The sequence below is a fragment of the Archaeoglobus sulfaticallidus PM70-1 genome (genome assembly GCF_000385565.1).
Taxonomy (GTDB): domain Archaea; phylum Halobacteriota; class Archaeoglobi; order Archaeoglobales; family Archaeoglobaceae; genus Archaeoglobus_A; species Archaeoglobus_A sulfaticallidus.
The window spans coordinates 1753780-1779319 of record NC_021169.1 but is presented as its reverse complement, the minus strand read 5'-3'; the positions used below and the strand labels follow the sequence as shown (position 1 = coordinate 1779319).

Below are 25540 nucleotides of genomic sequence, written 5' to 3'. Positions count from 1 at the left end.
CTTTGAAATCTGAAAAATTTATATTTTGATGCAATAAGCAAATGAACACAAAAATCAACACTAACACCAGATTTAAAAATTGAACAATGATATCTACATCATGCCCGCTCAAAATCACGATGTCTGTGTTGCCGGTGTTGGTATAGCTGGAGCTTTTCTGCTCAGGAGCCTGAAGGATTTGGATGTAATTGGCATAGATAAGAGACAGAAACTCGGCTATCCGGTTGAATGTGGAGAGATAGTTCCAACAAAAGATGAAATGAAAATCCTTCTTCCGGATCTGGAAGATTACTCTCTGTTTGACATTCCCCGAAAATACGAGAGCAATCGGACAAAATATATGTCCTTTATCACTCCGGATGGAAGGGAGATAACAGTCGATTTTGAGATGCATGTTGTTGAGAGAGATGAGATGATCACGGATATTGCTGAGAAGAGTGGACACAGCATCATGAAAGGAGAGAGAATTATAAGGTACAATCCATCTAAAAACGAGGTTGAGCTTTTTGGTGGCAAAAGGATAAAGGCTGAGGTTGTTGCGGGATGTGATGGAGCCAACTCAAGAATTTCTTCAGCTCTGGGGTTTAAGAGATTCACCGTCCCGGCAAAGCAGTATGTCATGGAGGGCGTTGAGTGCGATGAGGATGTGGTTTACATGTATGTTGGCAAAAGGATATGCCCCGGTGGTTACGCGTGGATAATTCCTAAAGGAGATGGCTTGGCGAATGTTGGTGTTGGATTCGTTAGAGCCAAAGGGGAGAAGGGAGACAACGCAAAAAAGGCTCTTGAAAGGTTTGTCAGGGAGTATCCTCACTCATCGAAGTTCCTCAGGAACTCCAAAGTTGTGAGTGAGATCGGTGCAGTTGTGCCTGTAGATCTCCCACTGGAAAAAGCTGTTCATGGGCGAACAATTCTCCTCGGAGATGCTGCAGGGATGGTGATAAGCCATGTTGGGGCAGGAATTCCAACATCCATGCTGGCAGGAGATTTCGCCGGAAAGATTATAAACGAGTGTTTTGACCGCAACGACTTTTCAAGGCTTGAGAAATTCGATGAAATGTGGAAGATGGCGATGCTGAAGGCTATGCTGGACAGCTACTACATAAAGAGCTTGTGGGATCGCATTTCCGACAGCGATTCGAGGCTATCCAGGTATATGAGGCTGATAAGCGAAAAGGATATGTGGAAGATCCTGCACAGCAAGGTTCCTTTAAAGCTCAGGGTCGCTTCAGCATTTATTCCTTTTCTGAATATGCTGTTCAGGTAGCAGGAAGCTCAGACTACGAATTCGTCGCCATCTCTTGCTACCTCAATCCTTTCATCATCCAGATACTCGAGTATGGTGTCAATCTGCTCCATCGCATTTGGGTAGATATGGGTCAGCAGGATCTTTTCAGCCGTGCATGAGTCAAGGACTTCTTTGAAATTTTCAGGAGTCGTGTGATCGACTGCCTTGAAGCCAAATGGCAGGGACATCTCGTGGATCAGAACCTTACATTCCCTACCGACAACTTCTTTCATGGCTCTCGTGTCCCCGCTTATCAGAACCTCGGAGTCTATTAGGTAAGCTGTGCTTTTTATCGAGTGCTTGGTTGCTATGGCCTCAACCTCGAACCCATCAACCTCAAATTTCTCGTTTTCAACCTCCATCAACTCAAAGGAGAGTTTCTTTCTTAGATAAGGATAGCTCTCAAAAAGAGATTCGATGTGGTTTATTGTGCCTGCTGGGCCTATTATTTTGGGCCTCTCCTCAATCCCGCTGAGCCATCTCGATTTCAGGATGGCCAGAACATCTCCATTGTGATCGAGGTGGTTGTGAGTCAAGAGAATCGCTGAGAGGTTGTTTGTTAGCTTTCCGATCCTTAGAAGGCTTCCAATCCCTACATCAACCGCTATCCTGTCATCAATCAGCACACAGCTCTGACATCGCCCATCAGCCACAGCAGTTCCTGTGCCAACGGTTACGAGCTTCATGCTCGTGGTTGATTATTTTTTGGCTATTAAGGTTTCCTGATGTTCTCTAGGTAGGTAGTGGCAGGGATGAACACTTCCAGTAACAGAGCGCGAGGACAAAGCTATGCGCTAATAAATTGAAAAATAAAATAACAAAATCAAAGCTGGATATTGTAGGATTTGAACAGAACCTCAGCATTCAGCTTTCCATGGACATAGGTCTTTCCGGTAGAGAGATCGTTCACGGCAATCTGTGCCGGAGCAAAGAGGTTTGGATCTATCTTGTAGAAGTCGAAGTTGGCGTCCTTGAATATCTCGTAGAACGGCTTTCCATAATCCTTTGAGGTGTTGGATGGTACATTCTTCAGGATCTCATCGTATTCCTTGACTGTGAGGAAAACGCTTCCATAGTACATCATGCTGTCATTGGTTGAACCCATTGCCTTTAGGTCATCTCCAACGATGGGCGCTATCGGGCACCTGCCAGCACCGCTGACGATGAGCTTTGGATCATATCCGATCTCCGTCATCTTGTATATCGCGGTCTCGACGATTCTACCTGAGATCTGAACGCTTCCAACAATTGAGGCTGTTGGAGCAACTACAGCATACACATTCTCGGGATCGACATCACACTCTTTGGCTATGAATTCCATTACCTCTTCATTCGGCAGTTTTGAAGCCTCAAGAGCTATTACGGCATATTCGGAGTCATCTTGATATTCTATTTTCTCGTAAGTCTTCTTTGGCTTGAGAGCCAAAGCTCTTGCTGGCCCACTCCCCATGGCAAAGTACTTCCCAACGCTGATAGCCCACCCTGCTTTCTGGCTTCCAAGGCATGCCACTGCAGGATGATCTGTGTATTCAGTTATGAACGCAAATGGTACATCGTTTATCGTATCCGTGACTATCTCTATCTCGGCAAGTCCACCCATGCAGATCTGCGTGTAGAGTATTCCTGCCTCGTAACCACCGGGTACATTAACACCGCAATCTATTACTGTCGCTCCGTTCTCGAGCTTCTTTGACTCGATCCTCAGTTCTTCTTCGAAATCGAGCATGTCCTCAACAATATCCATGGCCATTTCGTTTATGCTAACCATACTATCACCACTACGGATAAGAGCCATTATAGTACTTCAATATTTTGTTTTTAATCGGGCATCTGATCGAGATCTACTCGAACATCTGCTGTGTGAAAACCATCTTGATGAAAATAAAGCCCACGATTATGCTTATGGAGAACATTATCAGAAAGTTGTCTATCGGCGGGAAGGATTTGTAGATTGATATCACACCATTGACTATGCACAGTCCGATGAATGTGAAAAGCGACGCAAGCAGAGCTGAGCTAACGAACAGGTAGGGTATCTCAACCCCCCTGTGCTCGAGAAAGGCTGTGAAGAAGATGAACGCTATTGTGAATGCAAGCAGGATGTATGATAATCTGAAGTATATCTGGAATGTTGTGAGGATTTCATACAATCCATAGCCCCAGAAAAAGATTATGAAACCCGAGAGGAGAGAAAGTGCGATGTTTATGTAGAATCTTCTTGTAATTTCCCCGCCACCGAATCTCATGCATCTTCATTAAACTTTCACTTTTAAAATATTTTTGATGGTAATATCTTATGATGCTATCTCAGATTTGATCAAGCTCCAGTTCTTTCATTATACCTTCAAACGCCTTGACAGCTGATAACCTCAGGGATATATCAGAGTATGGTGTGAGTGGAGTCTCGTCAGGGTTTATCTCGATAATTTTACCCCCACTCCTCTTGGTCATCATCGGTACTGATGCTGCTGGCTGAACGACCGCTGAAGTACCAACAACCAGTATCAGATCGCTTTTTTCTGCAAGATCGAACGATCTCATCAGTACATCTGGATCAAGCCTTTCACCAAACCAGACCACTGCGGGGCGAAGAAGTCCACTGCATTCAGGGCATTTCGGAAGCTCTTCCGGTATTCTGGATAGATCTACGAGGTCAGACGGTAAGGCAATTTGAATACATCCGTTCCAGCATTTGACTTCTTTCAGCTTTCCGTGGAGATGTGTTACATTCCTGCTTCCTGCCCTCTCATGTAAGTCATCCACATTCTGGGTTATTACATGCTTTATGTAGCCCGTGTCTTCCAGCTTGGCTATTGCTCTATGGGCGTAATTGGGCTCCCTGCTGAAAACCAGGTTCATCCTCCAGGCATACCATTCCCACACAAGAGCAGGATTTCGCCTGAAAGCTTCCGGAGTTGCGAGTTCTTCTGGTCTGTACTTGTTCCACAGCCCATCCTTGCCCCTGAAGGTGGGTATACCGCTTTCTGCTGAGATTCCCGCTCCGGTAAGCACTATTGCATGCTTGGATTCCTTGAGCATGTCCACTACTTCGTTGAATGCTTCATCGAATGCTTCAGGCATAGAGCTATTTGTTACAACTTTTTCTTATAATTTTTTCAGTCAGTTGGCTGTAGTTGGTTGACTGTTGGCTGGCTGCTGGTTAGCTGTTAGCTAACTTTTCTTCGCTCAATACTGCAAAATCTTTTAAAATTGAACTCCTGAACCTCTGCAAAAGCTCTTCAGAGGGTTTGCCGTGGTAGAATATAACATGCTCGGGATTGCAGTGCTCGATCATGTCAATCAGCCCGTTGAAGTCAAGATGGTCGCTTATCACAATCCTTGGGATCCTGTAGAACCTCTGGGCGGTCAGGATGTATTTCCTACCACTATGGCTGTACAGATTTCTTGGAGATACGAGCTTAACATCTCCCTCGTTTGACACATCTATGTCAAACGCCTTGCAAAGCTTTGTGATCTTATCCTCTCCTGAAACAGAGTAGCCATTCTCCGAAAGAATTTTTGCTGTCCTCTGAGCCTTTCCTATTGGATAGACTCCAAGCACGGAGTTCTTAGCTTCATTTATGAGCTTATCGATCTCTTCCTCGAATGTAAAGTCCGGCTTTCCATAGGTTGCTTCGGTTATCAGCACATCACATCTGGGAAGCTTTCTATAATCCTTGACATCTCCGGTAATGAGAATTCTGGATTCTGATTCTATCAGGAAGGCTGAGGAGCCGAAGATGTGCTCGGTGGGATATGTTTTAATCCTTAAGCCGTTGAGTTTGATCTCTTTACCGATTTCAAAGGTTCTCCCGATGAATCTCTTACCGTTCAGAACGGAAAGCATTCTGGCAGTCTCCTGAGATGCGATGGCGTTTGGATTATCGAGATTGTACTGTCCGTAGTGGTCTGAATGGGCATGGGTTATGAGGTTGATATAGCTGGATCCCTTGCCGGCATATGTGTCGATGTGGACATCAAAAACCTCTCCAAAATTGAATCTGAGGCTTATATGAGGTTTGGCACCTTTCCCTGACTTTCTTCTGTATGGAAAAAATCCATAATGATCAAGAAAATAAATGGAATCCATCAACAATCACTTCTTCTGTTTGAAGCATGTCATACAGTCCTTACACTTCTCCCGCATCTTCATTGAAGGTCGCTGTATCTCTGAATTAAAAAAATTTTATTCGATATCTATTTTTTTCAGTTCTTTCTTTTTCGTGGTCATTTTTTCCTCAATTCTATCGATCCTTTCAATCTTGTATTCGATACCCTTCTTAAAAGCCATCAGCAGTTCCTTGTATGACTGAAGCAGGTGTTTCATAACCTCTTCTGGAAGGATTTCATCAATATCCGGAACTTTTATCTTTATTTCCTTCATTTTACCACCTTTTTGTCTATTTAAACTTAATTCTTATTTCACCGCTCATAAATTTTGCTGAAACAGGCTCCTTTAAGGCGAGAGACTGGGGCAGATATATAATCCTCTTCCACTGCCCGGCAACAACTATCAGTTCCTCGCCCCTCTTCAAAAGCTTTATATCTTCCTTTTTAACGAAAGGAGCTTTTATCGACAGGTAGAAGTCTCCATTTTCTGAGAATATTTCCATGGGCTTCATCTCTGTGAAAACCTGCGATGGGTCTGAATCGTAGAGTTCGTCCGCTATCTCATCAAGCAAGCTTCCAACAACCTCTTCCGACTTGAACTTGAGCATGAACTTCTTTACTGGAAATCTTTCGTATATCTCTTTCAGGTACTCCTTCTGAATCTCTATCCACTTCTTGAAGTAATCTCCAGCCTCTTCCGGGATGTACTTATTTATGATCACGGCATCAACCCTGTATCCGAACAGGTTGAGATATGTGAACGCTCTTTCTGACTCCCTGATAACCATTTTCTCCGGGTTCATTACGATTCTGACACTCGTTTGAGGACTCTCAAGTATTTCCTTGAGCCTTCCAATTCTCATATAGAGATCCTGTATCTTATCGAGAACCTCTTCTGATGGCAGCGGAACATCCAAGACTGGCTCGGCAATTGGCTTAACGATTTTCAGAAGCCTTCTCTCGATTCCGAAGAACCTGTTCATGTACCACTTCGCGATCTCCGGAACGCTGAGCAACCTCAAGGTCTCTCCGGTTGGAGCGCAGTCGAGGATTATTACTTCATAAGTTCCTTTCTCGTAATTGTCCAGAAGGTGCAGCAGGCTCGCGAGCTCATCGAATCCGGGGAATATGGCAAGCTCCTCAGCAACAACATCATCTATTCCCTGTGACTGGAAAAAGATCTTCAGATACTCTTTTATGGTCTCCCAGTGCTTTTCAAGCTCGTATTCAATATTGACTTCCATTGCAAAGAGGTTGTCCCTCACTTTCGTGGGCTCAGGGCCGAGTTCAATGCCGAATGAGTCGGAAAGGCTGTGGGCCGGGTCTGTGGATATTATGAGTGTTTTCTTTCCAAGCTTTGATGTCTTTATTGCTGTTGCTGAGGCAACTGTGGTTTTACCAACACCACCCTTTCCTGTGAAGAGAATAATCCTCGTTTTTGGCTTATCTTTTGAATCGGATTTATCTTTGGTTTCTCCAGAAAGAATTTTTTTGATCATCTTGTATGCTTGTATAAATCGGATTAAAAAGCTAACCCCTGAAATGTTATTAAATTGTCAGTATAATTTTTACAAAAAGTCGCTAAGAAAGCTCCCCGCTTTCAGAGGCTGTCCGATAATTACTGAGAATAATAATTCATCCCGTTTATTTTTAAATTGCAGGCCTGAACGACTTCCTTTTTCACACAAATTTGAATTGCTGGACAGCCACTTTATCAGGGAATGAAATAGGGGAGGCGGGTAGGCACTTTCACTTTCACACCACTCCCCAGACTTAAATACTCCAAAGTCCAAACATAATATGCTCATGAAGGTCAGAAGGGTAAACAAATTCCGTCTGAGACCGACAAAAAAGCAAGAGAAAGTACTCTTCTCTCTCTGCGAGATGTCTGCCGTTCTATGGAACAGGGTAAACTACAAGCGAAGACAGTCTTTCTTCGCTGGCGAAATTGATTGGAATACAGAAGAAGAATACAACGAGTTCAAGCGAATACTGGGCTCAGCCACCACTCAACAGATAATCAGGAAGAACGATGAGGCATGGAGGAGCTTCCTTAAGCTTCTGAGGCTCAAGCAACAGGATAAGCTCCCAAAACACGTACACAAGGTTTCCCCACCACGCTACTGGAAGAATCGCAGAACTGGAAAAAAGAAATTAATGACCATCATCCGGAATGATTGCTATCGCATAGAGGAGGTGAGAGGAAAGAAGTGGTTAATCCTGCCTAAAGGTTTGAAGATTAGGATAACCGGTTGTGTAAAGTGGAGAGGGAAACAAGGCAGGCTGGAGATTCATTATGACGATTTAACGGGTCGGTGGTATGCCCTTCAGTCTGTTGAGGTTGAAGTTGAAGAAGTCAGATCAACCAAGAGGGCGTACGCCGACCTCGGCGTGATCAACATCATAACAGCTTGTATCGAAGGCGAAAGACAACCCATCGCTTTCAGCGGGAAACCGTTGTTAGCAGACTGGTGGTACTGGTCTAAGAAGATAGCCAGGTGTCAGTCCCACCTCAAGCAAGTGAACAACAAAAACACCTCGAAACGACTCAAAAGGCTGTACCGCAAGAGAAAACGAAGGTTCAGACACAACATCAACACGATAGTGTATCGCTTTGTTAGGCTCTGCCATGCGAAGAGCGTTGGAGAGATCGTTATCGGAGATATCACACACATCAGAGATAACAACGACAACGGAAGCAAAGTCAACTCCATGATCCACAACTTCTGGTCTTTCGGCTACATAATGGAAAGACTGAGAACAACAGCAGAGAACTTCGGAATTAAGGTTAAACCCGTCGATGAAGCATACACTTCATCAGAATGTCCGTGGTGTCATTCTAAAAACGTTAAGAAGCACAAGAGGCTGTTTAAATGTCTGAACTGCGGCGTTAAGGCTCACAGAGATGTTGTTGGTGTGTTAAATATAGCCCTTCTCCACGGAGAAGGGTTTAACGGGGTGCTGGCTCACCCCTTGCTTCTGAGGGTGGACGACGCACCTGAGAGTAAAAGCTCGATGTGGGTGCGGATGAGCGTGAGACCCTCAGAAGCAAGAATCACCCCACTTTTAGTGAGGTGAGTGTCAACATGGATCTTGCGTTCCAACTTTACGAATTCATCGCTTTGCTCATGATTTCTGTAGCTGTGGCTATAGTGGTTAAGTATGTTAGACTGCCATATACTATTGCGCTTGTGGTTGTTGGCCTTCTGGTAGGTTTGGCGAACATATTCCCCGAAATAAAACTCTCAGAGGATCTCATTTTTCTTTTGATACTTCCTCCTCTGCTGTTTGAGGGAGCATTGAACACTGATCTTGGAGAACTTAGATCGAACTTCAAACCTATCTTGTGTCTGGCAATTGTGGGTGTTTTGGTCTCTGTGGTTGTTACAGGATTCCTTGTCAGATGGCTTCTCAGCATTCCCTTATCAATTGCTCTCTTATTTGGGGCGATGATAACCCCCACAGATCCGGTCTCGGTTCTTGCGACATTCAGGGAGCTTAAAGCTCCAAAGAGACTTTCAACGATAATTGAGGGCGAGAGCATACTGAACGATGGAACTGGCGTGGTGATATTCGGTCTCATACTCGAAATGGTTCGCACAGGTCATTTTAGCCTGGTATCTGGAATGGTTGAGTTCGGTTTCGTGACTGTTGGCGGTATTGTGGTGGGATTCTCCTTTGGCTATACGGCTTACAGGATTTTGAGGTACATCGATGATCATTTGATCGAGATAACGATTACCATAATCCTCGCATACTCCACATATCTTTTCGCTGAAAGCGTTCATGTTAGCGGTGTAATTGCTGTGGTTACCGCTGGTCTGATAATTGGAAACTATGGAAGGCTGTTTTCGATGTCTCCATCGACTAGGATAGCTCTGACAGATTTCTGGGCTCTGTTCGTTTTCATCGTGAACTCCATAGTTTTCCTGCTGATAGGGATAGATGTCAGTGGTGAGAAGATATTCGTTTATTCTATGGAGACTCTGCTCGCAATTCCAGTGGTGATAGCAGGCAGGGCTCTTGCAGTTTATCCCCTGCTAACGCTCACAGATAAGATATCTGAAAGAATTCCTGCCAGATGGAAGCATATAGTATTCTGGGGCGGACTGCATGGTACCATTCCTGTAGCTCTCGCATTATCGCTGTCTGACATCCCCCATAGGGATATGATTGCGAGCATGACATTCGGAGTGGTGCTTTTCTCACTTATAGTTCAGGGACTGAGCTTGGAGTATATAGTCAAGAGGATCTTCAGGAGAGAAGAATCAATCTATGAGGAGCATATAGCCAGACGGATTGCGTTGAAGAGGAGCATCATGGAGATCGAGAGGATGAGAAGAGATGGTGAGATAACAGGAAATGTGGCAGAGAAGATAATCTCAGAGATTAAAGTAGAGCTTGAAGAAATATCTTCAAAGCTCCTCGAAATAGATGTTGCAGAAAGAGATCTTCTTTTGAAGGCTAGAAAGAGAATATTGCACATCCAGAAGAGTGTAATAAGAGATCTGGCTATTAGGGGCACAATAGGGGAAGATGTTGTTAGAAAACTCACAAAAGAGATCGATTCGGAGCTTGATGCGCTTGAATGAGTTGGTGGAATTCAGCTACTTTACCAAACTTACCAAAATATTTATATAGAACAACAAATCCATAAAAAACTACACAATGGAGGTGATGTAAATGGCTACACTACAGGGTCAGCCAGTTTTGATTTTGAGGGAAGGAACGGAGAGAACGAGAGGCAAGGATGCTCAGACTTTGAACATAATGGCTGCGAAGGTTATTGCTGAGGCCGTTAGGAGCACTCTTGGCCCAAGGGGTATGGACAAGATGCTTGTTGACAGTCTGGGTGATGTTGTCATCACGAATGATGGAGTTACAATCCTCAAAGAGATGGATGTTGAGCATCCAGCTGCAAAAATGATCATAGAGGTTGCAAAGACACAGGAGGATGAGGTTGGAGACGGTACAACTACTGCTGTAGTTCTCGCTGGTGAGTTCCTCAAGAAAGCTGAGGAACTGCTCGAACAGGACATTCACTCTGCGATCATCTCAAGCGGTTACAGGCTCGCATCTGAAAAAGCGATGGAGATTCTCAACGAGCTTGCAATCCCGGTAAGCAAGGATGATGATGAGATGCTGAAGAAGATCGCAATGACGGCAATGACCGGAAAGGGTGCTGAAGTTGCCCTTGACAAGCTTGCTGAGATCGCCGTCAGGGCTGTGAAGAGCGTTGCTGAGGAGGTCAATGGAGAGGTCGAGGTTGATGCGGAGTACATCAAAATTGAGAAGAGACAGGGCGGAAGTATCGATGAGACAGAGCTTATAGATGGTGTTGTGCTCGATAAGGAAGTCGTGCATCCATCAATGCCGAAGAAGGTTAAGGATGCCAAGATCCTTCTCATAAACAGTGCTCTTGAAGTCAAGGAGACCGAGACCGATGCTAAGATAAGAATAACCGATCCAGAGATGCTCCAGAAGTTCATCGAGCAGGAAGAGAAGATGCTGAAGGACATGGTTGACAAGATAGTGAATGCTGGTGCTAATGTGGTTATATGCCAGAAGGGTATCGATGATCTTGCACAGTACTACCTGGCAAAGGCCGGAGTGCTTGCAGTAAGGAGGGTCAAGAAGAGCGACATTGAGAAGCTCTCGAAGGCAACTGGTGCGAAGGTGCTTACCGAACTCAGGGATGTTAAGCCAGAGGATCTCGGTGCCGCAGAACTCGTCGAGGAGAGGAAGATCGGCGATGAGAAGATGGTGTTCATAACCGGATGCAAGAATCCAAAGGCCGTGACAATCCTGATAAGGGGAGGCACAGAGCATGTCGTTGAGGAGATTGCAAGAGGAATTGAGGATGCTATAAGGGTCGTCGAGTGTGCACTGGAGGATGGAAAGGTTCTCGCTGGCGGTGGCGCTCCGGAAATTGATGTGTCACTCAAGCTGAAGGAGTGGGCTCCAACCCTTGGTGGCAGGGAGCAGCTTGCGGTTGAGGCTTTCGCCAAGGCTATGGAAATCATTCCAAAGACTCTTGCAGAGAATGCTGGACTTGATCCAATCGATGTGCTTGTTGAACTCAAGAGTGCCCACGAGAAAGGAAACAAGTATGCTGGTGTTAATGTAGAGACCGGCAAGGTTGAGGACATGAAGGAGAATGGAGTAGTTGAGCCACTCAGGGTTAAGACACAGGCAATCGCTTCAGCAACTGAAGTCGCTGTGATGATACTGAGAATCGATGATGTCATTGCTGCCAAGGAACTGAGCAAGGAGAAGGACAAGGGCGAAGGCATGGAAGGCATGGGAGACATGGGAGGAATGGGCGGAATGGGAATGATGTAACATTCCCATTTAATTTATTTTCAATCAGTTATTTTCAGAAACTTATCAAGCTCTGTTCTGTCTGGAAAGTTTCTTGCACCCACCTTCTGGACATTAACCGATGCAACATAGTTTCCGGTTTTCAGACATTTCTCTAAATCATATCCCTTTGTATATGCGTAGATAAAGCCAGCTGCAAAAGCATCTCCTGCTCCGGTTGTGTCTACTGTCTTAACTTCAAACGCTCTCTCAAAAAATCTTTTGTCTCTAGTGTAGGCTGAACTTCCTTCCTTTCCCATCGTAACAACCAGAATCTCGACATATTCTAGAAAGTCCCCTGTGCTGGCGTCTATGGCTTCAAGCTCATCTCTGGACATGAAGACGATATCACAATATTTCAATAACTCCTTCAACCTCTTGAATCCCAGAGAAATATAGGGAAATCCAGGATTGATCATAACACAGCAATTCTCCTTCCTGGCCTTTTTTGCAACGCTCAGATGGAATTCAAAGCTCATCTCAGCAGGAAAAGGATCTAGATAAACATAATCGATCTCTTTAAAGTCTTCAGAGCTTACATCGAGGTTGATAATTCCCGCAGAGTTGGGATGCACGAAAAAGGTTCTCTCACCACTGGGATCAACATATATATCGCACTTTCCAGCATATCGGTGAGAGATGGTGTAAACAACCTCAACTCCAGCACTTCTCATCTCGCTGAGGTAGAATCTGGAATCATCATCCTCTCCCAGTGTTGTGTAAAATCTGCACCTCAATCCGAGTTTTGAAAGTCCGAAGATAACATTCCCGGCAGCTCCTCCGGCAAACCTCTCTGTTTTTCTGACTATCGCATGCCCTCCAGCAGGGGGGTATTTGTCGATCAGGTGAGTGTAATCCACGAGAGCAGGCCCGAATCCGGCAATCATATAGGATTTCTGGTCGATTTGTATTTTAAGTTATTCTTAAGTTATTCTCTGCTATCTCTCTGAAACTTCTTTACCAGCTGGGCATTTGCAGCACCATGCATGAACTCTCCCCGTACTCTCCGGTTTACTGGAATCCTCCACATATTCGGTCTGTACTTCCTATCCTATCAGCCCAGTAAGCGTTACTGGGGTTGCGATAACCATAGCAAGGCATGCATAATGCACAGCTCAAGCACTGAATCAGATAGACTTTGCTGAGGTATGGGGTGAGCATTTCTGAGAGTAACCAATCTTACAAGCAAGGGTACCATAATTTATTGTAATAAATCATTATAAGATTTATGTTGTGAAAAGATTGAAAATTAAAAATTAGAAGAGTGGATCTATATCTTCATCAAAAAGCTCAAGGGTTTTCTCAAGCCTTATCTTCTCGGCATCCTCGACTTCTTCTCGCGCCTCAACTGCAAGCTTCTGGAGCTGTTTTACCCTCGGTATATCGGTAACATTTGCGAGAACAACCAGTGCAGCCACATACTTGGTCTTTCTCGTTGGATAATCTCCTGCTCTAACCTCAACACCTGCAATCTGATCTTCAAGCCACAGTTTTGCCTTCTCTATGCCCTTCCTGTCAAGATGCTCCGGTGGGCCAGCTACGAGAACCAATGCTCTCTCTGCACTTCTTATGTTGCATGGAACAGATAATCTACCAAGCGCAGCCCTCCTGACGAGGGAGGCAATTTTCATAGATTTATCCTCTTCAAAGCTCGCTTCTTCACGGGATTTCTTGAATAGGCTGAACCCAAATTTCTTCTTCTTTTCCGGCTCAGCGGTGGTTGTTGCGTATCCTATAGAGGAGATCCCTCCACCCTTAAAAGTGTTTATAACTTCAGAGCTATCAACAACCATCTCTCCAACCATTCCCTCTTCAATAGGCTCGCCAGCTCTTGCTAAAATGGTCAGTCTCCTGACTATCTCCTCATTTATTCTCGCGAATGACTCCTTCAGGCTTGCCCCTTCGAACTTCCACGCACCGTTATCTACGAGAATGAGGTTATCAACATATTTCAGGAGAGTGATCATGCTTCTTGCAGCGTTTAGCGAGTAAAGCTTGCCCTCTTCGGGGGCGGGAAGAATTCCCACTGCATACACGGGCTCGGCATACATCTCGCTCAGGTATCTTGCCAGTACAGGGGCTCCACCACTTCCAGTTCCACCTCCGAGCCCAGCTATGATCAGGAAAGCATCAACATCATGAGTACCCCTTTCATCGATGGCACTCAGTATCGTTTCTATATCCTCTTGGGCAACCTTTGCTCCAAGCTTGTTATCCGTTCCGACTCCATGTCCTTTAACCAGTGTCTGTCCGATCAGAATTCTATCTTTATGATCGATATGTCTCAATCCTAATAGATCCGTTCTTGCGGAATTTATCGCCAGCACATTGTGTTTGATACCTGCTCCTCTTTGTTTCTCGTTATCCACAAATAAGTCAAGTATCTTACTCCCTGCCTGACCGAATCCAATGGCAAAGAATCTCATTATTTCACCTTCAGCAATCCTTTAGACTAAAAACTATCCGATGATAATATAAGCTTTTGCTATGGCTTTTGTGATCATAGAGTGCAAAAATGTTATATCTTCCCAGATTTATCAGACAATGATGTGGAGCAAGATAGTCGAGAAATTTGAAAGGTATCCTTCTCAGATAGTCGTTGTTAAAGAATTCCTCAGGCTTGGGATATCAATCAGGGATGGCAAGGCCTACTGCGGTAACATTGAACTAATTCCGGCGAAAATTGCAGAAGCTATAAATGTTGACAGAAAGGTGGTTGTGTCTGCCATACAGAACATCGAGGGTGATGAGGAGCTGAGAAAGGTTTTCTCATCGCTAAAGCCAGTAGCGAACATAGCGGATGTTGCCAGGTATTACGGCTATGGTGTGCTTGAGATCTACGCTGAGAGCAAGAAGATCGGGATTGTTTCTGGAATAACATCTATTCTGACCAGAGAGGGTATATCGATAAGATACATTCTTGCAGAAGATCCAGAGCTGAGCGTCGAATCCAAGCTTACTGTGGTAACGGACACAAAAATACCGGGAAGACTTGTGGATGAATTTCTTGATGTTGATGGTGTTGAGAAAGTAGTTATAAGCTGACAGGCTGATTGCAGGCGGATCGCTGGCCGGCAAAAAATCAATAAATTGGTACTGTAACAACAAGGGTGGAAATTTTAAAGGGTGGAGCGTTAACCCTACCCAATGTGGCTTCGCTAAATACCTGCAATAACTTTGACGATCGAATACGATAAAAAGATTTCCCTAACAACCATCGTCCTCATCGTTCTTGCAATAGCAAGAGTGCTGCTAGGGAAGCTGTTTCTGTGATAAATGTGCAAAAGAGGAAGACCCAAGAAGGTTGATCTGGAGAAGGGGGTTACGCTTTTCCTTTTTGCAAGGTTAATGGATAAATCGAACAGGGATGTTGAAGAGCTTTTAGAGCTATTTGAACCTTTATTCGGGATAAAGGTTAGCTACAAAACAATAGAGAGGCTTTATTCAGATGAGGAGGTCAAGCTTGCTCTGCACAACCTCGTTGTTAAAGGAAGAAGGAGTATCTGGGGGCTTTTCAAGAGAGGGGCTGGTTATAGCTTGACTATTACTAAGCACTACAGGAGCAATCTTGAGAAGAAAGGTAAAGACTTCCGCTATGTTTTCAGGATAATTGACCTTAAGACGGGAATGTACGTTGGATTGGGCTACTCAAACAGATCTGAGAAGGGCGCCTTCGAGAAGGCAATAAGAATGCTCAAAGAGATGGGAGTAAAGATCAATTCAATCTCTCTGGATAAGAAAAGGTTTGGATGGTTGATAAGGTAGAAGAGGAGGATAGGAGGAAGATGGCTCTGTTTGCAATTGGGCTGTGGCACAACGTGTTTGCTGTCAGGGTGGTGGGGTAATTTTGTCCCAAAAATCAAATGTTGGAAAAATTTTAAATATCAGCAAAGCCAATTAATGATTATTTATTATGAGACGAACAAGATTTGATATTGTCATAGATATAATAAAAGTGGTTACTCAAAATGGTAGGTGTAATAAAACCAAAATAGTGTATGGTGCCAATTTAAATTTTAAAATTGCAGAAAAGTATCTTGTGTATTTGGTTGATTTGGAGTATTTAGAGCTTGAATTGATAAACGGTAAAACAACCTATAGAGCGACTGAAAAAGGTAAAGATTTGGTAAGGAAATTTTCTGAAATTAGTGAGGATATGAAGCCTTAAAGCTTTAGCTTTTTGAGTAAAAATCCGATTCTAAAATAGTTATTTAAAAAATAAAATTAAAAATTTGTTACTCTCTACAATATCCACCATCACACAGTTCCGCTATTATCTCTGGAATTTTGTATGGGTAGATTACTGATATTATTTCAAGCTCTATCATTCCAGTGTAATTTCCGGCTGGCAATCCCTCCCTCTGGCAAGTGGATTGAAAAATCTACTTGCGTGGAGCTGCATGGGGCAAAAGCCCTCCAAAGGTTGCAACGTGCTTGTTTGCAGTATAATTTGTTCGTCAAGGAATCTCACGTCGAACACGTCCTCAAATGTCTTAGGTACATTCGTGTCTTGTGATGTTGCACCCCACATGTCGTGTGCTGCGAGTGCAATCATAGCATTTCCCATCATTCTTAAGTGTGGGTAAGGTCGGGTGTGTTAAGATCTTCATCACCGCTGCTTTATATTTGGTTTATCAAAGGAGATACTATTAAAGTCTGTTCTGTATGTAAGTACTGTTACAACCACAAAAAAGTTGCAATATTTCTCACTATCGCTCCTCCCAAATCGGTTGCCCAAGCTACAATATACCAACTATATGGTGAATCTCAAACCCTCCAACAAAAAACTCTTGCACCCTTCTTGTAGACTTCATTCCAGATGTCCTCATGCTGGCTTTGGTTAATGTATCCTGAAGCAAGAGCCCTATCGAGCAAATCTTCAAGTGTCATACCTTAGAACATTTGTATTCATTCTTGAGACGAAATACACCCTTAAACTTGTAATCACATTTGGGGCTGTTGAAGGAATTGAAATTTGAGGAGAACTGTTTTTGTTCCACCACCATAAACGGTAAATGGTTCGATTGGTGTGCCATTAACGTCATACACAGGTAGCTTAGCGGAAACAGCTGGGATAATATGATCGCTTGGTTTTCCTCCAATTCTTTAACCAAGTTATATTTAGAGCAGATTGCAACGGAATATATTATCAAATTATATTATCAAATCAGGGGGCATGTCAAGTTAACACTTCTAATAATTATAAAACATTATAAAGCTCTCAATCCAGCTCTGAAGACTCAAAAGAACTATTGAAGGGAAATCTGTTTCAAATCTCTTTGTTCTCTCCTTGAACCTTGAAAAGAATCCTTATACAGCATTTCTTGTTCCAAAGGTTTCATGTTTATAATTTAACCCTAACCTTTGTAGAGCCCATAAATACTAGAATCCTCTATCAACAATGATCTCTGGTTTATTTTCCAGTATTTGAGCATCTCTTAAAAAACATAAGCTTCAAAGCTCCCTCTTCCTTCTGAAGCCCATATGGTAAGACATTCCTTAGTATCGATCAAGGCTGCCCATACAAAAATCTGTTTATTTTCCAGTTTTATTTTTGTTTCATCTATTGCAATAATCCTTCTTTTTCTCTTTACCGGTGGATTTAGGACCGTTTTAAGTTTTGGTAGTAAATTCTAACTGATTCATGGCTTATTTCCTCGAAAAGAGATAGAAATTGACTTGTTTTTCTTAAAGAAAGTGCAAAAAAAGTATGGTGGAGCTGCTAATATTTTCAGTTCTACATTTTTCTTATTGCGACGAAAGACTTTTGCAGCTTTGATGTGATCCACTAATTGACTTAGTTTGGGTTGCATAATTTGTATTTTCTTTATTTATTTTTTGTTATTTTGACACTGCCCAAATCAGAAACTAAGTTCCTAAGATCTGCTTCTAAACATAATTTCATATGTAACTTAGAAAATTAGGTTCCTAAGATCTGCTTCTAAACATAATTTCATATGTAACTTAGAAAATTAGGTTCCTAAGATCTGCTTCTAAACATAATTTCATATGTAACTTAGAAAATTAGGTTCCTAAGATCTGCTTCTAAACATAATTTCATATGTAACTTAGAAAATTAGGTTCCTAAGATCTGCTTCTAAACATAATTTCATATGTAACTTAGAAAATTAGGTTCCTAAGATCTGCTTCTAAACATAATTTCATATGTAACTTAGAAAATTAGGTTCCTAAGATCTGCTTCTAAACATAATTTCATATGTAACTTAGAAAATTAGGTTCCTAAGATCTGCTTCTAAACATAATTTCATATGTAACTTAGAAAATTAGGTTCCTAAGATCTGCTTCTAAACATAATTTCATATGTAACTTAGAAAATTAGGTTCCTAAGATCTGCTTCTAAACATAATTTCATATGTAACTTAGAAAATTAGGTTCCTAAGATCTGCTTCTAAACATAATTTCATATGTAACTTAGAAAATTAGGTTCCTAAGATCTGCTTCTAAACATAATTTCATATGATATATATATTCTAAAATTACTATTAACCGTTAGAGTTGAAAGGAGGTTAGTAAGTATGAGTAATAAAAAATGTAAGGAATTAGCGAAAGCAGCGATTTTAGTGCTTGTATTGCTTGCAGCGACGCACGCAGCAAGCGCTGCGGACATCCAATTATCTAAGGAAACAATACCGTCTGATGCCGTCTATAAGATCGGTGATACGGTTAACTACACGATGACAGTTACTAATCCAAGCGAAGACTACTCATTTACATTAGACGTATTTGATGATCTTCCTAACGCAACTACCGTATTGCTAGAAAATGACTTAACGCTACTACCAGGCGAGAGCAAGACATATTACATATCTTATGTAGTAAACGCGGCTGACATAACAGATGGCAACCACATCTGGAATACCCTTAGGGTGGAGGGCTACAATAATGCTACTCCTGCAGAATATATTTATTCTTCAGTTGGAAAGACTTCAGAAGTTCTAATGCCAGAACCACCGACCTTTGACTTCACCTGGAGTCAGGAGTGCAACCTTACTGTGAGATTCGTTGGCGTGGGAATCGATCCGGATGGATCGATTGTAAATCACACATGGGACTTTGGTGATGGACCAACAATAACAGATTCCGGAGCTCCGGGGGCCATGCTACACCAGTTCCCGGCAGAGGGAACATACACAGTTACACTTAGCGGCTGCGATAACGATGGGCTGTGTACCTCGGTATCAAAAGAGGTAAGGGTAGTGTTTGAGCCATGCGAAAACTGTACATTAAGGCTTTATGGAACATTTGACATGGGAGCTGGAGATCTTGGCTTTAAAGACCCAGAAACAGGACTAAAACCTGAGAACCCACCATATACAGATCCAGTCGCTCCATTCTATCCGCAATCTGGGCAAGCTCCAAAAAAGGACTTCATAACGTTCAACCCGGCAATCATGGATCACAACCAGGGCTATCCGGAGCTAAGCTTCAGGCAATGCGAGAGTTTTGTGCAGGACGGTAATGACGTACAGCAACCAAAGGAGAAGGTATTCAAGAGAATGTGGTATGAAAAGCTATGGTTCAAGGATGAAGACAAGGATGGATGCTGGGACATTGTTATGGTAAGGGATAGCTATACTAAGAAAGTAGAAGTATGTGGCCCAGAAGACTTTGAAGATGTACATGAAATGTTCACGTTGGGCTACACAATCAAAGAGCACAACAACGATCCAGCACTTGGAGACATTTACGGCCCAGCAATTGTTCAGGAGTTTACCTACATGTTCCTTGACACAAACACGATGCCAATCATGATACAGGATGGAAGCAGAGTCCTGATACCAATGGCATCTTGGACAGCTGGAGACGGTATTGACAGCTTTGATGCAGATGGAGATAATAAGAGAGATGCACTGTATGTTGAAAGCGAAAGAACAGTTGGAATAGACATAGACCAAGATGGAAGAAGAAAAGAATCAATGGATAGGGATAGAAAAGAGCTGAGCGGAGATGAAACACTCGTTTTAGTGCTTAAGAACAAGCTACTAGGCCAGGGTGCTAAAGTACAGATGTTTGACCACGTAGTAGAGCTTGTAGAAGTTCTTGGCGACCAAGCAATATTCAATGTGTATGACAACGAAGGAGGAGGAACTCAAAGATCAACCATGAATGTGGCAATTGGAGTTGGAGAGTACAAGCGCTTCTACAGAGCTCTAGAAGATACAAGTGGAACGACATTCTATCTAAAGCTTATAGCAACAGATTCAGAGAAGACTAAGGCGATAGTTGAAATGGGCAGAATGTTTGGCCAGGCTGGAGCAAACATTGGGGCAAACATCGACTGGAACCAGAAGGCATTCATGGTTGATGGAGTGCTCTATGAGATTGCTGGAATAAAGGCCAAGGACAACTGCGTCAAGTACATAGTGATTAGAGAGAAGCTACCTAAGGATGAAATCAAGCTGTACGGTAAGCATCTCGAAGTCTGGGAGCCAAATACAGTCCTGCCAGAGATGCCACCGTTCAACGAAGAACACGAGATCTTTGTTGATGTGCAGCCAACCTGGACAAAGCCAGAATCACAGCAAGACAAGATAGGTGAAAAAGTAGCAAGACCACCGCTTGAGATCAAGTATGTTAAGGAAGATGTTGAAGAGAGATACAAGGGAGAGCTCAAGGAGATATACGATGAGATGAAGATAAGAGAATGTTCAAATCCACATCCTACAAACGATGAATGGTGTAAAGAAAAAGAACGCTGGCTAATTGAATGGTTCTACACCTACCCAGACCAGTACACAGAATTCGTGCTTCCAAGGGGAGAGCTTTATCTGGTAACGCTTTCATGGTATGCACCTGAAGCAAGCTACCACATCTGGGATGGTGAAGAAGAAGACGATGGACCTATTGCACCTATTGCACATGGATTTGTAAACCGCGTCAAGTTCTGGTACGATCCAAGCGATCCAACAGACATCTATGTGAACAGGATTGAAGGCGGTAATTCGACGCCATCGAACCCATATAATCCACATGAGCCATACAACCCATACGACGCAAACAAGAACTACGAGATCGAAATGGACGAACTTTTGAATGCAGTAGCTGACTGGAATAAAGGAGATCTTTCAATGTCTGGTCTGATGGAACTAGTAAACTATTGGTATGCGGGACAAAAGTACTGTGTCTACTGCATATAATTTTTTTATTTTAATTTTAGATAAGGACAGGTGAAAAAAATGAGAAAAACCGTAGTTGGAGCAATTCTGCTCTTGGCAATGATTGCAATAGCTTCTGCATCAGCACAAGACGTATGCAGAGACCTACCAGATGGATCTCTAGCACCGGGCTCAACAGCAACCGTAACGCTAACAGTAACGGTTGACGGTGCAGACTTCTATGCAATAGATGAAGTTCTACCAGCAGGATGGGAGATCGTTGATGCCGGTGGAGGAAATACAGCCGACCCAGGCCACATAAAGTGGATAGCACTACAAAATGCGGAAGATACGACCTACACGTACCAGGTTAGAGTTCCAGAAGGTGCAGCAGAAGGCACTTACACATTCAGCGGAGATTTCCAGATGCAGGGAATGGATAATCCAGCACCAATAAGCTGTGATAGCAGTGTTGAAGTTCAGGTGGAAACAGTTCAGGTACCTCCACCAGAGGGAATGAACGTATGCAGAGACCTACCAGATGGATCTCTAGCACCGGGCTCAACAGCAACCGTAACGCTAACAGTAACGGTTGACGGTGCAGACTTCTATGCAATAGATGAAGTTCTACCAGCAGGATGGGAGATCGTTGATGCCGGTGGAGGAAATACAGCCGACCCAGGCCACATAAAGTGGATAGCACTACAAAATGCGGAAGATACGACCTACACGTACCAGGTTAGAGTTCCAGAAGGTGCAGCAGAAGGCACTTACACATTCAGCGGAGATTTCCAGATGCAGGGAATGGATAATCCAGCACCAATAAGCTGTGATAGCAGTGTTGAAGTTGCAGAAGGTCCACAACCAACCATAGCCCAACCATCAAAAGGTGATATGCTCAGTGGTATGGCTACAATTGTAGAAGTAGATGAAAGTGGAAGAAACATAACCTACAACTTGTTCGAGTACTATCCAGACCTGAACTGCGATGGCAAAGCAAACGATGGCGCTGGCTGGGTAGAAATATACAATGATACAAATGGAGATGATGGATGGAGTGCTGAATGGGACACAGTAACAGTTCCAGATGGGTGCTACATAATCCGTGCAACAATGGGCGATGACGAGGGGCTGACAGGCTCAGATCAGACCAGTGTTATAGCATGCAACCCACCAGAACCAAGCATACCGAATCCGGGAGATGGTGCTAGTGTTGCTGGTACAATTACAATTGAAGCTGTTGATGACAGCGGTCAGAATGATGTAGTTAAGAGTGTATTCGAATATGCGCCAGCAGCAGACACAACTTGGACGCTTATAGGCGAAGATACTGACGGAAGCGATGGATGGAGTGTTGACTGGAACGCAAGTGGAGTGGAAGATGGAGAATACCTGATCAGAGCTACAATGTACGATACCTGCAGCTCTGCAGAAGAAACAATCACGATCACAGTTGTTTCAGGTAGTATTGTTCTACATCCAGGCTGGAATCTGATCTCAGTAGTATGTGGGCTAGACAACTCAAGTGTTGATCATGTGCTTGAAGGCATTGACTATGAAGCAGTAATATCCTACAACGCATGCAATGGAGGATGGGAGAGCGTAACAGATATTGAACCACTCAAAGCTTACTGGATCAAAGTCGAAAGCATGCAAGTCATAACGAACCTTGAGTGTGGGGCATCGGTTCCACCATCAATGCAGCTTTGCGAAGGATGGAACATCATTGGACACCTCTTAAAATCGCCAGCTTCAGCAGAAACCACGTTATTCATGATTGATGAAAGCTATGACAGAATATGGGTATGGAATGCAGAAGAGCAGACCCACGATCTCTACGGCTACAACTGCAATGTCTGGCCATATCCATGTCCACCGCTGGTGTCGGGTGAACATGTTACAACAGAGGACTTCGTAATGCAACCACACGCTGGCTACTGGATACATGTGACGAGTGAAACAACGTTGGAGGCTTTGGAAAGTTAAATTTTGTAGATATTTTTTTTATCTACTACATTATAATATTAAAAAATAAAGAAAATTAAAAACCAAAAAAGGTGGTGAAAATGAGAAAAACAGCGATCTTGCTATTGCTATTTGTATTAATTACATCCCTAGCCACTGCACAGGAATCTCCGCCATCACTTCCAATGCTTCTGCATGGAAGTGTTATAAACAGCGATACAAATGAGCCCGCTCCAGAAGGCACACTTGTAGTTGCCAAAGTAAGTGGAACTGATGTGGTTATTGGACAAGCTGTAGTTGAAAATGGATTCAATGGTGAGCTGGCAACCAAAAGAATGATTGTTGATGAATGCGAAGCTTTCGATCTATATGTAGTCGTTGATGGAACAGAAATAAAAGTTGCTGAAGAAATTCCATGGATCTCTGGGGAGGTTGGGCAGTATGATTTGTATTATTCCCCAGCAACTGAAACAGGTGCTACAGTCACGCCAACATCTGCAGCAGCTACTATAGCTAGTGCAGGAGGTGGAGCTGGTGCTGGAGGTGGTGCAGGAGGTGGCACAACTAGTGGAACTGGCACCACAGCCTCAACACCAAATCCGACAACAGCTGGTGCAGGAGGTGGCACAACTGAAAGTGGAACTGGCGCAACTGGCGAATCTATTGTATCACCAACAGCAAAGCCGACTGCTCCAGCTAAACCGACTACATCAGCTGAAGTACCATCGTGGCAACAGCCAACTTGGACGATTCTTATAGCTGCAATAATACTTGCAACGATTGGAGCGGTAGCATATATAAGGAGAAGATAGCTTCAATTTTTTCTATTTAAATTTAAAAATTTTAGAAGATTATGACGCTTCAGAAGTCCATAGTAATGTCCAGAACGCTGTAACTAATTACTTAAACGATCTCCACATCGGCGAGGACGTAGTTTACAGTGATCTGGCTAAAGTGATTTTGCAAGTTGAAGGCGTTGACGACATTGTAAGCTTAGAAGCAACAGGGGACTACCACAATCAACGCTTTTGGAGAGTCGATAGCAATTGCAGAAACTGAAAAAGCTCAGGCTGGAAATGTAACGGTAACGGTGGTCTAATGAAAACTAAGATCGCAAAAGTCATTTGGGCTACATCCTGGATTTGTGTCTGGCTTACAGCCTTCTATCACTACAAAACAGTAGGAGAATACTTTGTCAGCGAGAATATGCTCAGTAAGATACCACTTGCATACGTGGCTGTCGAGAGCTGGTTTTTGCTAACCGTAATCGTGTTGATGTGGTTATCCTGGAAGCTAATCGAGTTGATTTCGGATGTCGGCCGATAGAATGATAAAACTTCTTTCAACAGCTTTTCGCAAGGATCCGGACTCGAACAACTACAAAATCATAGCAATAATAGCGAGCGGATTCGACGAGCTTGAGAGGGTGCTTGAGGATGTTAGAAAAGCTCATTTCGTCGAAACAGCTCAAGGAAATCACTTGACTATATCGCTAAGCTGTTTAACATAACCCGACAGCAAGGAGAATCCGATGAAGACTTGAGAGCAAGATTATTCGTTGAATTCAAGAAATATCTCCGCTGCGGAACGAAAGACGACATAAGGATATAAAATGGGAGGTGAATTTACACCTATGGTGTTACATCACCAATTAATTGAAACACAAAATAAAAAAGAAAAAATTTTTCTTTACTCAATCAAACCCTTTTCTTTATAGTACTTCTCAGCACCCGGATGCAGTGGTATTGGCATACCATCGAGTGCTGTTTCAAGGGTTATGTCCTCAGCCCTCTTGTGGGCAGCTTCAAGAACATCTTTGTGCTCGAAGATGGCTTTTGTGACTTCATAAACAACATCTTCGCTGACATCGGCATTTGTAGCGAGCATTGCGAGGACTGAAACTGTCTTGACATCCTGATCTACACCCTTATATGTGCCTGCTGGTATTGTAACCTGTACATAGAACGGATAATCTGCCTTGAGCTTTTCGTAGATCTCATCTGGAACCTCTACTATCGCGACATCTCTCACGGCAGATATGTCTGTTACTGCTGAGGTTGGTACTCCAGCCACTATAAATCCAGCATCGATTGTCTTGTCCTTGAGGGCATCAGAAACCTCCTTGAAATTCAGGTATCTTATATCCGTGTTTGACTCATCAATGCCAGCAGCCTTCAGTATCTGCATCGCATCAACAGCCGTTCCTGATCCCGGAGCACCGACAGCAACTCTCTTTCCTTTTAGATCATATATTGTCTTTATGTTGTTCTCCTTCAGCGTTACGATCTGTATTATTTCTGGATAGAGGGTTGCTACACCTCTTATCTTGTCGATCTTAGCATCCTTGAACATTTCAAGTCCGTTGTATGCATAGTATGCTACATCATTCTGCAGCAATCCGAATTCAGCCTCCAGATTTCCTATCTTCCTCGCATTAACAACAGAAGCTCCGGATGTTACTGCAGTGGCTTTCACGCCCTTGGCGTACTGGTTAATTGCCTGAGCCATTGCACCTCCAATTGGGTAATATGTGCCAGCAGATCCACCAGTGACTATCGTTACCTCAACAGCCTTGGCCTCCTCTACAGTTGGAGTTGCTGTTGGTGTAGGTGTTGGAGTCGCTTTTTTCTCTTCCTCCTGGGCACATCCTGCCAGCAGTAACGCTGACAGGATCAGAATCAATAGTACTTTCCACCTCATA

The 25540-nt window shown here is 43.3% G+C and carries 22 protein-coding genes and 3 pseudogenes; 13 read left to right on the top strand and 12 right to left on the bottom strand.

Annotated features, from left to right (window positions below):
* Positions 1-100: 100 nt before the first annotated feature.
* A complete protein-coding gene (locus ASULF_RS09570; protein ID WP_015591530.1) occupies positions 101-1267 on the top strand; it encodes a geranylgeranyl reductase family protein in 1167 nt (388 codons plus the stop codon).
* Between the two features lie 8 nt (positions 1268-1275).
* On the opposite strand, the gene ASULF_RS09565 is transcribed toward ASULF_RS09570, so the two are convergent.
* From ASULF_RS09565 to ASULF_RS09535, 7 genes are all read right to left on the bottom strand, one after another.
* The gene (locus ASULF_RS09565) at positions 1276-1974 is read right to left on the bottom strand and encodes an MBL fold metallo-hydrolase (RefSeq protein ID WP_015591529.1); all 699 of its coding nucleotides are present in this window, start codon (positions 1972-1974) and stop codon (positions 1276-1278) included.
* A gap of 137 nt (positions 1975-2111) precedes the next feature.
* Positions 2112-3056, bottom strand: a complete 945-nt coding sequence (gene mch / locus ASULF_RS09560) for a methenyltetrahydromethanopterin cyclohydrolase (RefSeq protein WP_015591528.1) — start codon at positions 3054-3056, stop codon at positions 2112-2114.
* Positions 3057-3129: 73 nt separating this feature from the next.
* Positions 3130-3534, bottom strand: a complete 405-nt coding sequence (locus tag ASULF_RS09555) for a hypothetical protein (RefSeq protein ID WP_015591527.1) — start codon at positions 3532-3534, stop codon at positions 3130-3132.
* 61 nt (positions 3535-3595) lie between these two features.
* The gene (gene cobB / locus ASULF_RS09550) at positions 3596-4369 is read right to left on the bottom strand and encodes an NAD-dependent protein deacetylase (protein WP_015591526.1); all 774 of its coding nucleotides are present in this window, start codon (positions 4367-4369) and stop codon (positions 3596-3598) included.
* Positions 4370-4448: 79 nt separating this feature from the next.
* A complete protein-coding gene (locus ASULF_RS09545) occupies positions 4449-5378 on the bottom strand; it encodes an MBL fold metallo-hydrolase (RefSeq protein ID WP_015591525.1) in 930 nt (309 codons plus the stop codon).
* 96 nt (positions 5379-5474) lie between these two features.
* On the bottom strand, positions 5475-5672 hold the full coding sequence (locus tag ASULF_RS09540; protein ID WP_015591524.1) for a hypothetical protein: 198 nt from the start codon (positions 5670-5672) through the stop codon (positions 5475-5477).
* Positions 5673-5688: 16 nt separating this feature from the next.
* A complete protein-coding gene (locus ASULF_RS09535; RefSeq protein ID WP_015591523.1) occupies positions 5689-6897 on the bottom strand; it encodes an ArsA family ATPase in 1209 nt (402 codons plus the stop codon).
* Positions 6898-7204: 307 nt separating this feature from the next.
* On the opposite strand from ASULF_RS09535, the gene ASULF_RS09530 reads away from it, so the two are divergent.
* The 3 genes from ASULF_RS09530 to thsB all read left to right on the top strand — a co-directional run bounded on the left by ASULF_RS09530 (position 7205) and on the right by thsB (position 11740).
* Positions 7205-8476: an RNA-guided endonuclease InsQ/TnpB family protein gene (locus tag ASULF_RS09530; RefSeq protein WP_144060538.1), complete on the top strand. Its 1272-nt coding sequence runs from the start codon at positions 7205-7207 to the stop codon at positions 8474-8476.
* Between the two features lie 8 nt (positions 8477-8484).
* A complete protein-coding gene (locus ASULF_RS09525) occupies positions 8485-9990 on the top strand; it encodes a Na+/H+ antiporter (protein ID WP_015591521.1) in 1506 nt (501 codons plus the stop codon).
* A gap of 91 nt (positions 9991-10081) precedes the next feature.
* Positions 10082-11740 (top strand): thermosome subunit beta, encoded by a 1659-nt coding sequence (gene thsB, locus ASULF_RS09520; RefSeq protein WP_015591520.1) that lies wholly within the window; start codon positions 10082-10084, stop codon positions 11738-11740.
* Between the two features lie 20 nt (positions 11741-11760).
* On the opposite strand, the gene ASULF_RS09515 is transcribed toward thsB, so the two are convergent.
* Together ASULF_RS09515 and ASULF_RS09510 are read right to left on the bottom strand one after the other, a co-directional pair.
* A complete protein-coding gene (locus ASULF_RS09515) occupies positions 11761-12645 on the bottom strand; it encodes a carbohydrate kinase family protein (RefSeq protein ID WP_015591519.1) in 885 nt (294 codons plus the stop codon).
* 369 nt (positions 12646-13014) lie between these two features.
* The gene (locus ASULF_RS09510) at positions 13015-14184 is read right to left on the bottom strand and encodes a tubulin/FtsZ family protein (RefSeq protein ID WP_015591518.1); all 1170 of its coding nucleotides are present in this window, start codon (positions 14182-14184) and stop codon (positions 13015-13017) included.
* Positions 14185-14302: 118 nt separating this feature from the next.
* Here ASULF_RS09510 and ASULF_RS09505 point away from each other — a divergent pair, with 118 nt between their 5' ends.
* From ASULF_RS09505 to ASULF_RS09495, 3 genes and pseudogenes are all read left to right on the top strand, one after another.
* Positions 14303-14803 (top strand): amino acid-binding ACT domain protein, encoded by a 501-nt coding sequence (locus ASULF_RS09505; protein ID WP_236609682.1) that lies wholly within the window; start codon positions 14303-14305, stop codon positions 14801-14803.
* A 209-nt stretch (positions 14804-15012) separates the two neighbouring features.
* A pseudogene (locus ASULF_RS09500) lies at positions 15013-15603 on the top strand (hypothetical protein); the annotation flags it as partial.
* 68 nt (positions 15604-15671) lie between these two features.
* On the top strand, positions 15672-15926 hold the full coding sequence (locus tag ASULF_RS09495) for a winged helix-turn-helix domain-containing protein (RefSeq protein WP_015591514.1): 255 nt from the start codon (positions 15672-15674) through the stop codon (positions 15924-15926).
* Between the two features lie 599 nt (positions 15927-16525).
* Here the strand turns inward: ASULF_RS09495 and ASULF_RS12350 are convergent.
* Together ASULF_RS12350 and ASULF_RS11600 are read right to left on the bottom strand one after the other, a co-directional pair.
* Positions 16526-16648 carry a hypothetical protein gene (locus ASULF_RS12350; RefSeq protein WP_269077381.1) on the bottom strand — a complete coding sequence of 41 codons (123 nt, stop codon included), beginning with the start codon at positions 16646-16648 and terminating at the stop codon, positions 16526-16528.
* 303 nt (positions 16649-16951) lie between these two features.
* Positions 16952-17571 (bottom strand): annotated as a pseudogene (locus ASULF_RS11600) (IS6 family transposase).
* A gap of 723 nt (positions 17572-18294) precedes the next feature.
* Between ASULF_RS11600 and ASULF_RS12485 the strand changes: the two are divergent.
* The 6 genes and pseudogenes from ASULF_RS12485 to ASULF_RS09465 all read left to right on the top strand — a co-directional run.
* Positions 18295-18603: pseudogene (locus ASULF_RS12485) on the top strand (hypothetical protein); the annotation flags it as partial.
* Between the two features lie 114 nt (positions 18604-18717).
* Positions 18718-20916, top strand: a complete 2199-nt coding sequence (locus ASULF_RS09485; RefSeq protein ID WP_048098211.1) for a PKD domain-containing protein — start codon at positions 18718-18720, stop codon at positions 20914-20916.
* Positions 20917-20955: 39 nt separating this feature from the next.
* Positions 20956-22860: an Ig-like domain-containing protein gene (locus tag ASULF_RS09480; protein WP_015591511.1), complete on the top strand. Its 1905-nt coding sequence runs from the start codon at positions 20956-20958 to the stop codon at positions 22858-22860.
* Positions 22861-22940: 80 nt separating this feature from the next.
* Positions 22941-23651: a hypothetical protein gene (locus ASULF_RS09475; RefSeq protein ID WP_015591510.1), complete on the top strand. Its 711-nt coding sequence runs from the start codon at positions 22941-22943 to the stop codon at positions 23649-23651.
* Positions 23652-23937: 286 nt separating this feature from the next.
* Positions 23938-24165 (top strand): hypothetical protein, encoded by a 228-nt coding sequence (locus ASULF_RS09470; protein ID WP_015591509.1) that lies wholly within the window; start codon positions 23938-23940, stop codon positions 24163-24165.
* Positions 24152-24349, top strand: a complete 198-nt coding sequence (locus tag ASULF_RS09465; RefSeq protein WP_015591508.1) for a hypothetical protein — start codon at positions 24152-24154, stop codon at positions 24347-24349. The genes ASULF_RS09470 and ASULF_RS09465 overlap by 14 nt, the downstream gene beginning before the upstream one ends.
* A gap of 179 nt (positions 24350-24528) precedes the next feature.
* Here the strand turns inward: ASULF_RS09465 and ASULF_RS09460 are convergent, their stop codons facing one another.
* On the bottom strand, positions 24529-25539 hold the full coding sequence (locus ASULF_RS09460) for a TAXI family TRAP transporter solute-binding subunit (RefSeq protein WP_015591507.1): 1011 nt from the start codon (positions 25537-25539) through the stop codon (positions 24529-24531).
* Position 25540 lies beyond the last annotated feature (1 nt).